Annotated in this window: 12 protein-coding genes; 5 read left to right on the forward strand and 7 right to left on the reverse strand. The window is 66.5% G+C overall.

The genetic code is table 11. From position 1 onward, the window contains the following. Positions 1-71: 71 nt before the first annotated feature. Together ACVT6V_RS25200 and sigK are read right to left on the reverse strand one after the other, a co-directional pair. Positions 72-851, reverse strand: a complete 780-nt coding sequence (locus tag ACVT6V_RS25200) for an anti-sigma factor (RefSeq protein ID WP_489896809.1) — start codon at positions 849-851, stop codon at positions 72-74. Next, positions 844-1,422 carry an ECF RNA polymerase sigma factor SigK gene (sigK, locus tag ACVT6V_RS25205; RefSeq protein WP_489896810.1) on the reverse strand — a complete coding sequence of 193 codons (579 nt, stop codon included), beginning with the start codon at positions 1,420-1,422 and terminating at the stop codon, positions 844-846. The genes ACVT6V_RS25200 and sigK overlap by 8 nt, the downstream gene beginning before the upstream one ends. A 214-nt stretch (positions 1,423-1,636) precedes the next feature. Between sigK and ACVT6V_RS25210 the strand changes: the two genes are divergently transcribed. Then, positions 1,637-2,578, forward strand: a complete 942-nt coding sequence (locus ACVT6V_RS25210; RefSeq protein WP_489896811.1) for an alpha/beta hydrolase — start codon at positions 1,637-1,639, stop codon at positions 2,576-2,578. 16 nt (positions 2,579-2,594) lie between these two features. Here the strand turns inward: ACVT6V_RS25210 and ACVT6V_RS25215 are convergent, their stop codons facing one another. Beyond that, the gene (locus ACVT6V_RS25215; RefSeq protein WP_489896812.1) at positions 2,595-2,990 is read right to left on the reverse strand and encodes a LuxR C-terminal-related transcriptional regulator; all 396 of its coding nucleotides are present in this window, start codon (positions 2,988-2,990) and stop codon (positions 2,595-2,597) included. Positions 2,991-3,222: 232 nt separating this feature from the next. Beyond that, positions 3,223-3,966 (reverse strand): LuxR C-terminal-related transcriptional regulator, encoded by a 744-nt coding sequence (locus ACVT6V_RS25220; protein ID WP_489901006.1) that lies wholly within the window; start codon positions 3,964-3,966, stop codon positions 3,223-3,225. A gap of 267 nt (positions 3,967-4,233) precedes the next feature. On the opposite strand from ACVT6V_RS25220, the gene ACVT6V_RS25225 reads away from it, so the two are divergent. Both ACVT6V_RS25225 and ACVT6V_RS25230 read left to right on the forward strand, forming a co-directional pair. Then, entirely contained in the window at positions 4,234-4,995 is a 762-nt protein-coding gene (locus tag ACVT6V_RS25225; protein WP_489896813.1) for an acetoacetate decarboxylase family protein, read from the forward strand. Between the two features lie 61 nt (positions 4,996-5,056). Beyond that, entirely contained in the window at positions 5,057-6,067 is a 1,011-nt protein-coding gene (locus ACVT6V_RS25230; protein ID WP_489896814.1) for a pirin family protein, read from the forward strand. A gap of 13 nt (positions 6,068-6,080) precedes the next feature. Here the strand turns inward: ACVT6V_RS25230 and ACVT6V_RS25235 are convergent, their stop codons facing one another. Both ACVT6V_RS25235 and ACVT6V_RS25240 read right to left on the reverse strand, forming a co-directional pair. Then, the gene (locus ACVT6V_RS25235) at positions 6,081-6,776 is read right to left on the reverse strand and encodes a CE1759 family FMN reductase (protein ID WP_489896815.1); all 696 of its coding nucleotides are present in this window, start codon (positions 6,774-6,776) and stop codon (positions 6,081-6,083) included. Then, positions 6,773-7,867: an LLM class flavin-dependent oxidoreductase gene (locus ACVT6V_RS25240; protein ID WP_489896816.1), complete on the reverse strand. Its 1,095-nt coding sequence runs from the start codon at positions 7,865-7,867 to the stop codon at positions 6,773-6,775. Before ACVT6V_RS25240 ends, ACVT6V_RS25235 begins: the two co-directional genes overlap by 4 nt. A 125-nt stretch (positions 7,868-7,992) precedes the next feature. On the opposite strand from ACVT6V_RS25240, the gene ACVT6V_RS25245 reads away from it, so the two are divergent. Together ACVT6V_RS25245 and ACVT6V_RS25250 are read left to right on the forward strand one after the other, a co-directional pair. After that, positions 7,993-8,505: an MTB12 C-terminal domain-containing protein gene (locus tag ACVT6V_RS25245; RefSeq protein ID WP_489896817.1), complete on the forward strand. Its 513-nt coding sequence runs from the start codon at positions 7,993-7,995 to the stop codon at positions 8,503-8,505. A gap of 146 nt (positions 8,506-8,651) precedes the next feature. Continuing rightward, on the forward strand, positions 8,652-9,176 hold the full coding sequence (locus ACVT6V_RS25250) for a DUF4190 domain-containing protein (protein ID WP_489896818.1): 525 nt from the start codon (positions 8,652-8,654) through the stop codon (positions 9,174-9,176). A gap of 53 nt (positions 9,177-9,229) precedes the next feature. Here the strand turns inward: ACVT6V_RS25250 and ACVT6V_RS25255 are convergent, their stop codons facing one another. Further along, positions 9,230-9,529: a hypothetical protein gene (locus ACVT6V_RS25255; RefSeq protein WP_489896819.1), complete on the reverse strand. Its 300-nt coding sequence runs from the start codon at positions 9,527-9,529 to the stop codon at positions 9,230-9,232. Between the last annotated feature and the right edge of the window lie 267 nt (positions 9,530-9,796).

The following is a 9,796-nucleotide window of genomic DNA, read 5'->3' on the forward strand; positions in this document are numbered from 1 at the left end:
GCAACTCTGACGCCTGCAAACTCTGTGAGGACAACCCGCGGGAAAGCGGGTTGTCTCCACGGAATCGCCGGTCAGATCGGGATCTGCGCGAGGATCGGCGTCGTCGGCTGCTGGGAACCACCCTGTGGTTCGATCGTCACGGCCAGCACCGTCGAGGAATCCAGATCCTCGACCAGCGTTGGTGATTGCGCCCCACTCGACGGGATCAGCCCGGCCGAGACGGGCTGATCGCCCTTGCCCACGAGCCAGAGCTGGAACTCGCGGTCCTCCGGAATCGGGTTGCGGAGGTCTCGCAGCAGGGCAACCGCCTGATTGCGTTCACGTGAGGTCACCACCGACATCGTGCCGCGCTGGTCGTCGAGTTGGCGGACCGCCAGCTGTGCGTCCGGCGCGGACAACACGTCGAGAGTCTGTTGCTGCGCAGCCGAGATCGTGGGTGCGGCGGGCTCCGGTGCCGTGCTGCGCCCGATCAGGACTCCGGCGCCCAGCGCGACCACGACCGCGGCCGCGGCGGCCGCCACGACCGCGGCGAGCCGGCGTCGCCGGGCACGGCCACGATCGATCGGCACCACTGTGGACTCCGCACCCGTCGCGGTGCCATCGCCCTCGGCGGGTGCGGTGAAGACATGGTCGAGCACGCGCGCGCGCAGCCCGGAGGGCGCGTCGAGCGCGTAGGAGCTGGCGAAGTCGACGATGGCCGAACGTGTCTCGGCGATCCGGCTGTCATAGATCTGTCGCTCGATCGCGGACAGCCCGTCGAGCTCTCGCGTCACCCGGTCGTGTTCGGCGGGCGGGAGGACGTCCACGGCATACAGTTCGATGTGCTCATCGAGCCAGTCGGTGTCAGACATGGTCCCGGCCTCTCAGGCAATTGCGAAGTTTGCGCAGCCCGTCGCGAATACGCGTCTTGATCGTGGGCAGCGGCGTCGACATGTGCTCGGCGACCTCGGGATAGGTCATGCCGTTGAAGTACGACATCTCGATGCTGTCGCGCTGGAGATCAGTGAGACGATCCAGGCACAGCCGCAGCTCGCTACTCTCCTCCCGGTCGACGACGATCTCCAGGGGCGCCGCGACTCCCGGTGTCCGATTGGCCGATTCGTACTCGGTGGACTTGCGGGTCTGCAGTTCCTCGGTGCGCACCCGGTCGACCGCGCGCCGGTGCGCGATGGTCATCATCCAGCTGATCACGGTGCCGCGGGCCGGGTGATAGTCGTCGGCCTTCTGCCAGAACTGCAGATACGCCTCCTGCACGACCTCTTCGGCGTAGTTGCGATCACGTACGACCCGCAATGCCAACCCATAGATCCGCGCGCTGGTGAGGTCGTACAGGTGCGCGAATGCACCGCGGTCACCCAGCGCAGAATCCGCGAGCAACGAGCGGAGAAGGTCGGGATCGTTCGCCGCCCCGGTGGATGTCATGCCCCTACGGTAGCCAAGACGGGGGTCTGGGTACGGCTGTCGGCACCGGCCGGGCGCTATCAGGAACGACCGCTACACTGGGCCCGCCCCGTGGTGCAGGCAAAACTGCTGCTGTGAAACGCGGGACGTGTGAATACCGATAAGGGGAATCGTGGGGAAAATTCAGCGACCGGTCCTCGGGGTGATCGTGACGATAGCGGCGATTGTCGCATCGATGGTGACCGGCACGGCCGGCTCCGCGTCTGCGGCACCGCAGTCGCGGATCGTCAGTTCATATGACGACGATCCGCAGCAGGTCACCCTGATCGTCTACTCGGCGGCGATGGGAAAGAACATCCCGGTGACCGTGTTGACCCCTCGTGATCGGGCCAAGCCGAGCCCCACGCTGTATCTGCTCAACGGCGCGGGTGGGGGCGAGGATTCCGCGACGTGGGATGCCCGCACCGACTACAAGCAGTTCTTCGCCGACAAGGACGTCTATGTGGTCACACCCATCGGTGGTGCGTTCTCCTACTACACCGACTGGCAGCGCGACGACCCCGCGCTCGGGCGCAACAAGTGGCAGACCTTCCTCACCGAGGAGCTACCGCCGCTGATCGACACGCACTTCGCGACCACCAGGCGCAACGCCGTCGCCGGGATCTCGATGGCGGGAACCACCGTGTTCAACCTGGCCATCGCCGCGCCGAAGCTGTACCGGTCGGTGGCCGCGTTCAGTGGGTGTGCGCGGACCAGCGATCCCGCCGGCCAGCAGTACATCCGGTTCGTGGTCTCCGACCGTGGGGGCGGCAACCTGGTCAACATGTGGGGACCGCTGAACGGTCCGGGCTGGCGCGAGAACGACCCCTACGTGAACGCCGAGAAGCTGCGCGGGACCAAGATCTACATGACCGCCGGAACCGGCCTGCCCGGCACGCACGAACGTCTGCAGGACCCGTTCGTCGAGGGGGACCCGTTCTTCCTGGCGAATCAGGCCGCCCTCGGCGGGCTCATCGAGGTGGCCATCGACCAGTGCACCCGTCAGATGGCCGACCGGCTCGCCGCGCTGCACATTCCCGCGAAGGTGACCTTGCGGTCCACCGGCACGCACTCGTGGGGCTATTGGCAGGACGATCTGCACCGCACCTGGCCGCAGATCGCCCGCGACCTGCGCTGAGCGCGGCACCGGCGGGTCACCAGGCGTCGAGCTCGGTGTATCCGTCCTGGAGGGCCCGCGCGAGTAGATGCGCCTTCGTCGGTGCGTCTCGTCCGACGGCGGCGTACTTCGCCCGGATCCGCGCCAGGTGGGTGCTCACGGTGGATGCGGCGATGAACAGCACGGCAGCGGCCTCCTCCTTCGATTCGGCCGCCAACCAGGCGAGCAGTACCTCGACCTCCCGCGTGGAGAGTTCCGGCGCTCGATCCTCTGGCATCCCAACATCTCCGTGGCGGTAGTCCGACATGCATGTCACGGGGAGGCCGCCTGGCGGCCTGATCCTCGACGACACGAGCGCCGGCGGCGGGCCGGCAGCACCTGAGCGCAACGCCGGCACCACCGACCGGTTCGGCATTCGTGAATGAGCGGTCATCGGCCATCCTTCGTTCGCAACACAACCTCCGTTGCCACAAAGCGACCCGGTCCCCCGACGAGACCGCTGCTGGTCGACTGCAGGCTAAGGCATCCGGCGGCGCGACTGTAGACCCAGGATTGGGGACAAGGGCGCTCGACGCCGCCACTATCGGGCAACGCCGATGCCGGTGACACCGGCAGTCACCGAGACGGGAGATGAGATGATTTGTGACAAAAGTCTCATCGAGTGACTATTCGGTCGGCGGGCCGGCCTCTCCGTGCCGCGACGACCGTCTCCTCGACGAACGGCCCGGTGACGACGAACGACCCGGTGACGACGAACGACCCGGTGACGGCTGATTCGGCGACGCGGGCCCGTGCCCCGGGAAGGGCAACCAACCGTCCTCGACCGCCCGTTTGAACAGGTCGAGTTTGGTGTGCGTCGGACGACCGGCTGCGGCATACTTCTGCCGAATCCGCTTGAGGTACTCGTTGACCGTCTCGACGGTCACGCCCAGCGCCGCCCCTACGCCCGCCGAGGTCTCCCCCGACGCATACAGGGTAAGAACACGCTGCAACTGCGGACTCAGATCCACCGCCGCGAGCTCGGGGTCACCATCGATCGCGGCCGCCCATTCGGTGGTCAGCACCTCGCGGCCGGCGCCAGCCGCACGGACGGCCTCGACGAGCTCATGCTCTGACGCGGACTTCAGTATCATCCCCAGCGTGCCTGCCCGCGCCGCCGAGCGCAGCAACGCGGGATGCTCACCGGAGGTGTACACGACGGTCCCGATGCCCGCTTCGGTGAGCCGCGTGACATTCTCGCCGGGCGTCGTGCCGTCGTCGAGGCGCAGATCCAGGATCACGATGTCCAGAGGGATCTGCTGCGCGAGCAGTGCGCCGACGGTGGGCGCCGAGCACACCAGTTCGAGATCGGGCTGACGGTCGAGGATTCTCTCGATCCCCCAGATCGGCGAAGGATGATCGTCGACCATCCCTACGCGGATCACGGGAGGATTGTCAGACGTCACCCTCACCTCCGGTTCCACACCACGCCGTTCCACACCACGCCGTTCCACACCACGCCGTTCCGGCGATCACAGGCCGTCTCTCGACACTATCGGTCGCCCCCGACGTCCGAACGCGGGGCGCGCCGCGCCGCGCGGAGGCGACCGAGGGATCGGGTCGCTCTTCGCCGCCCGACCTGGCACCATGAAAACGAGAACACGTTCTAGGTCCGCACAACGGAGGAGATCCCACCGATGGCATCAGCCGCTTCCACTCACGAGGTCCTGGGCAGCACCGTCACCATGCCCGTGGAGATACGGCACGCACGCTGCTTCGTGGCCGGGTTCACGGCGGACACCGCGGCGGTCGAGCAGGCCATCCGGAGTGCGGGCCCCGGCGCGAATCACCCGCGACCACTGCGCATCCGCCCCGGCCGGACGATGTGCATGCTGGTGTTCGTCGACTACGTCGACGGTGATCTGGGGCCGTACAACGAGTTCGGCGTCTGTTTCCTCGTGGAGGACCCGACCCGGCCGCCGGCATCCCCGCTGCGGGCACTTCGGTCGCTGGTGAGCGGAGATGCTCGCGCGCTCATCCATCGACTACCCGTCGACGGCGACTTCACCCTGGCGGCCGGCCGTGGGATCTGGGGGTTCCCCAAGACGCTTGCCGAGTTCGAGGTGGACCATGATTCGGCGACCAGACACGGGCGCGTGGTCGCCGACGATCAGCTGGTCGCGGATCTGACGGTGCGTCCGGGTATCCGGGTTCCCGACTCCACCAAGGACGCGGTGCTCAACGCCTACTCCCAACTCGACGGGGTCCTGCGGATGACGCCCTGGAAACTCACGTCGACGTCGGGCACCCGCACCCGCATCGGCGGGGCCGACCTGGTACTGGGCACCCACCCGATCGCCGACGAACTGCGGTCGCTGCAGCTGGGCCGGCATGCGTTGATGACGTCGTCGGTGGAGCGGGTGACCATGACCTTCGACGACGCGACCGTGATCTCCTGAGGGCCCGCAGGGCCTACACTGGCTCGACAGCCCAGAACGAAATCCTGCGGACGGTGCGCGCATGAGCAACCTGGAAACACGGCCTGATGAAATCGACTGCCACTCAACAGCGCAGCGCAGCGATGCCGGCGAAGGACTGGTCGCGGTGGAGGTGCTGACCGCGCGTGACGTCCCCCTGGGTGGCCCGCGGGCGATGACGGTGCACCGGACCCTGCCGCAGCGCCGGCGGTCGTTGATCGGGGCGTGGTGCTTCGCCGATCATTATGGTCCCGACGATGTCTCGGCAACCGGCGGGATGGATGTGCCCCCGCACCCACATACCGGCCTGCAGACGGTGAGCTGGCTCTTCGCCGGTGAGATCGAGCATCGCGACACGATGGGAAATCACGCGATGGTGCGGCCGGGCGAGGTCAATCTGATGACCGCAGGCCACGGCATCGCCCACACCGAGGTGTCGACACCCGACACCTCGATCCTGCACGGGGTACAGCTCTGGATCGCCCTGCCCGAGAACGCCGCCGACACCGCGCGCGACTTCGCACATCACGCCCCCGGGGTGATCGAGCGCGACGGCGTCGCAGTTCGGGTGTTCCTCGGCGAGTTACTCGGCGAACGTTCACCGGTACACACCTTCACTCCCCTGCTCGGCGCCGAGCTGACGATGCCGGCCGGGACCGAGATCGCCCTGCCCGTCGCCGCGGACCATGAACACGGCATCCTCGTCGACTCGGGGACGATCCGCGTCGTCAACTCCACGGCGGATCCTCTGAAACCAACCGAACTCGGGTACGTCGGTCTCGGCGCCACGCAGCTGCACCTGCGCAACGAATCCGACGACGCAGCCCGTGCGGTGCTCCTCGGTGGGGTCCCGCTCGACGAGGAGATCATCATGTGGTGGAACTTCCTCGGCCGCAGTCACGACGACATCGTGCGGCTCCGCGAAGAATGGACCGACCGCAGTGAGCGGTTCGGTCAGGTCCGAGGCTATGAGGGGCAGATCCAGCACCTGCCCGCACCGGCACTGCCGACGTCACGCCTGCGCCCGCGACACAATGTCCCGGGCCAGGCGTGACACCGACGACCGGTCAGCTCTTCTCGCCGAGCAGTCGCGCGAAGTTGGCGATCCCGGCGTCCTCGAACGCCGTGTGACGCTGGCCCTGCTTGGTGCGCGCGGCAGCCCGCATCGTGTCCGATTCCATCGGCGCCGCAACGGTTTCCGATTTACCCATCGCGGTACCGAGTTCGTGCGCCGCCCGGGCGATACGGTCCGAGAGCAGCGCGGTGTCGCCGGTGGCACCCGCCCAGTCCTCGGCCGCGGCGTACACCCCGGTCGGGACGACGATTGCGCGCAGATAGACGAACAAGGGACGCACGGCGTGGTCGAGCACCATCGAGTGGCGCGGGCTGCCGCCGGTCGCGGCGATGAGAACCGGGATGCCCTGCATCCGCTCCACCTCGAGCAGATCGACGAACGACTTGAACAAGCCACTGTAGGACGCGTTGAACACCGGTGTGGCGACGATCAGCCCGTCGGCCGCGTAGACCTTCTCCAGGGCGGCGGCAACCGAACTCACCGCGAATCCTGTTGTCAGCGAACGCATGACGTCGACCGCGACATCGCGGAGATCGATCACCTCGATCTCGAGATCAGCACCGCCCAGGTCGTCGGCGACCGCCTCCACGAGACGGTCCACCAGCAGCCGGGTCGATGACGGATCACCGAGGCCGGCGTTGACGGCGACCAACGAGCGGGTCGGCCGGTGTGAGTTCGATCCGCTCACGCTCCCACCTCCTCGCGTTCGGACGTCGATGCGGCGACCAATGAGTCGTGGGTGGGTGCGTCCGGGACGTCGGCGGGACGTCCCGCCTCGAAGCCTGCTCGCAGATCGGGAAGGACCGCGCCGAGTTCATCGAGTTGCTCGAGCACCGTCTTCAGGGGCAACCCCGCGTGATCGACCAGGAACAGCTGTCTCTGGTAGTCACCGAAGCTCTCCCGGAACGACAGCGTCTTGTCCAGGAACTCCGCAGGGCTCCCGACGGTCAACGGCGTCTGATCGGTGAACTCCTCCAGCGACGGGCCGTGCCCGTAGACCGGTGCGTTGTCGAAATACGGGCGGAACTCGCGAACCGCATCCTGGGAGTTCTTCCGGATGAAGAACTGCCCGCCGAGTCCGACGATCGCCTGGTTCGCCGTGCCGTGGCCGTAGTGCTCGAAACGCTCACGGTAGAAGCCGATCAGCCGTTGGAAATGCTCCTTCGGCCAGAAGATGTTGTTGGCGAAGAAGCCATCCCCGTAGTAGGCGGCCTGTTCGGCGATCTCGGGACTGCGGATCGAACCGTGCCAGACGAACGGTGCCACCCCGTCGAGCGGTCGGGGCGTGGAGGTGAACGACGTGAGCGGCGTCCGGAACTGTCCCTCCCAGTCGACGACCTCTTCGGTCCACAGCCGATGCAGCAGGTGATAGTTCTCGATCGCCAGCGGAATGCCCTGGCGGATGTCCTGACCGAACCAGGGATAGACCGGCCCCGTGTTACCACGCCCGAGCATCAGGTCGACCCGTCCGCCGGCGAGATGCTGCAGCATGGCGAAATCCTCTGCGATCTTCACCGGATCGTTCGTGGTGATGAGCGTCGTCGCGGTGGACAGCTGCAGAGTCGTGGTCTGCGCGGCGATGTAGGCGAGGGTCGTCGTCGGTGACGACGAGAAGAACGGCCGGTTGTGGTGCTCGCCGAGTGCGAACACGTCGAGCCCGATGTCCTCGGCCTTCTTCGCGATCTCCACGATCGCCTTGATCCGCTCGTGTTCGCTGGGCTCGACGCCCGTCGTGGGGTCGACGGTGATGTCACTGACGCTGAAGAGTCCGAACTGCATGTCGCGCCTCCTGAATGCTATGAAACTGTCACCACATCTAACCGGACCACGGTCCGATTAATTCCGCTGCGCGGAGCCCCCGGATGCGTCAGTTAGTGTGGGCTTACCCACGAGGAGGAGTCTCAATGAACGTTCGGAAGTCCATGGCCGCAGTGTTGCTCGCCGGCTCCGCAGTGTTACTCGCTGCCGGCTGCTCCGACGACACGTCGAACACGGTCAGCAGCGCCGCCAACAACGCGTCCGCGGCGATCGCGTCCGCCGCGAGCAACGCCAAACAGGCGATCGTGGGACTGAGTACCGACGACGCACAGGTGATCGTGCGCAAGGCGGTGGACCCGGCCACCTCGTCCGATGAGCTCGAGACGGTCGTGGACACCACGAACCCGGTGACGAAGGTGGCCCTCCAGGGTTACGCGAAGGCGTCCAACGCGGCCGGGTACACCCCCGACGTCTACACCGTGAAAGAAGTGAAGGCCGAGGGTGACAACAAGGCCATCGCCACGGTCTCGATCAAGAGCCCCCACGCATCGCAGCCGGTCGACCTCACGCTCGAGTACGTCAAGGTCGACGGCGACTGGAAGCTCAGCGGCAGCGCCATCGATCAGCTGACGACGATGGGCGGCCAGCACGGCGGCTGATCACGCCGAAACACACAAACCTCTCGCCGTACCCTGATCACCCGGGTGCGGCGAGAGCCGTTTCCAGACCGATCGTCATCAGATCAGGAAGAATGGACGCGAAGCGGACCGCCGTCGAGATGTGGTCCGCGCGCAGGAGGTACGTCATGCGGGGAACCGACCATCCCACCGACTCGATACCGCCCGCGGTCACCGATCGGATACTGACGTGGCCGTCGGAGAATTCCACCGGCGAGGACCGGGTCACCACCGGGCCGTCGACCATCCGCGACGACCGGGACCTTCCGCCGGCGCTCGACCTGCCGTTCGGTCCGGACCCCGTGGATCGCCCGCTGCCGCCGATTCGCGACATCTGGTTGCCATCGGCGGAGTTCGCCGCGCAGATGCCGCCGATGCGCCCGAGTGCTGCCACGGCCACCGCTGCGCTCGTCATCTCGATGGTGTCGATGCCGCTGGCACTCGTGGGCGTCGGCGCGGTGACGGGCATGGTCGCCGTGATCCTCGGCGTCGTGGCACTGATCCAGATCAGCGCCGGACGACGCCGCGCTCCGGAGCCCAACCGCTATCGCGGGACCGGACGTGCGGCCACCGCGATCGTCGCAGGAATCGGCAGCGTCGTCGTCGGCACGCCGATCCTGCTGGTGATCCTCATGGTCCTGGCCGTGTTGTGAGGGCACGCGGCATCCCGATCTGACCTCAGCCGGCGGGAGTCAACCGGGACAGGTCAGCTGACCGCGCGAAGGCGGCCACCGCTGTTGCCGTCACCGAGGTCGCGGCCCAGCCAGGCAACCACTTCGCTCATCACACGATTGCGTTCGGCGGCACCGTCAATGCGTGTCAACGCCGGCATGCAATGGATGAGACCGGCGTGAAACGCCGCTTCCTGTGACATGCCGTGACGGTCGGTGACCGACCCGTATGATTCGATTGCCTCGTTGAGCGCGCCGTACGTGACCACATCGTCGCCGACCCGCACTGCGGCCAGACGCGGAGTGATCTCCGCTCGCCGTCGGATGTCTGCCATCACTTCAGTCACCACAGCCGTTCCCCCGAACTCGTCTTCTCGACCCTGGCCACTTTGCCCTCCCACAGAACTGGCACCGGGTCCTTACATATACCTTGCCTTGCTAAAGGCCTTTTGGAAACCGGTGATGCGAATTGGTGGCGAATTACACAGAAAACCCATGGTCATCGCCGTGCATCACCCATGTTACTCACGTGATTCAAGTTGTTGGAGTGACGTATGTTGCTTGATGTGCAAGCGTTATCGCGGCGTCATGCACCCGCGACG

The sequence above is a fragment of the Gordonia sp. LMA167 genome (assembly GCF_058130025.1).

Excerpts from the sequence above, each read along its gene's own strand:
- sigK (WP_489896810.1), bottom strand. The coding sequence starts at position 1,422 with ATGACATCCACCGGGGCGGCGAACGATCCCGACCTTCTCCGCTCGTTG.
- ACVT6V_RS25200 (WP_489896809.1), bottom strand. The coding sequence starts at position 851 with ATGTCTGACACCGACTGGCTCGATGAGCACATCGAACTGTATGCCGTG.
- ACVT6V_RS25250 (WP_489896818.1), top strand. The coding sequence starts at position 8,652 with ATGCGGGGAACCGACCATCCCACCGACTCGATACCGCCCGCGGTCACC.
- ACVT6V_RS25245 (WP_489896817.1), top strand. The coding sequence starts at position 7,993 with ATGAACGTTCGGAAGTCCATGGCCGCAGTGTTGCTCGCCGGCTCCGCA.
- ACVT6V_RS25215 (WP_489896812.1), bottom strand. The coding sequence starts at position 2,990 with ATGACCGCTCATTCACGAATGCCGAACCGGTCGGTGGTGCCGGCGTTG.
- ACVT6V_RS25240 (WP_489896816.1), bottom strand. The coding sequence starts at position 7,867 with ATGCAGTTCGGACTCTTCAGCGTCAGTGACATCACCGTCGACCCCACG.
- ACVT6V_RS25220 (WP_489901006.1), bottom strand. The coding sequence starts at position 3,966 with ATGGTCGACGATCATCCTTCGCCGATCTGGGGGATCGAGAGAATCCTC.
- ACVT6V_RS25230 (WP_489896814.1), top strand. The coding sequence starts at position 5,057 with ATGAGCAACCTGGAAACACGGCCTGATGAAATCGACTGCCACTCAACA.
- ACVT6V_RS25210 (WP_489896811.1), top strand. The coding sequence starts at position 1,637 with ATGGTGACCGGCACGGCCGGCTCCGCGTCTGCGGCACCGCAGTCGCGG.
- ACVT6V_RS25225 (WP_489896813.1), top strand. The coding sequence starts at position 4,234 with ATGGCATCAGCCGCTTCCACTCACGAGGTCCTGGGCAGCACCGTCACC.
- ACVT6V_RS25255 (WP_489896819.1), bottom strand. The coding sequence starts at position 9,529 with ATGGCAGACATCCGACGGCGAGCGGAGATCACTCCGCGTCTGGCCGCA.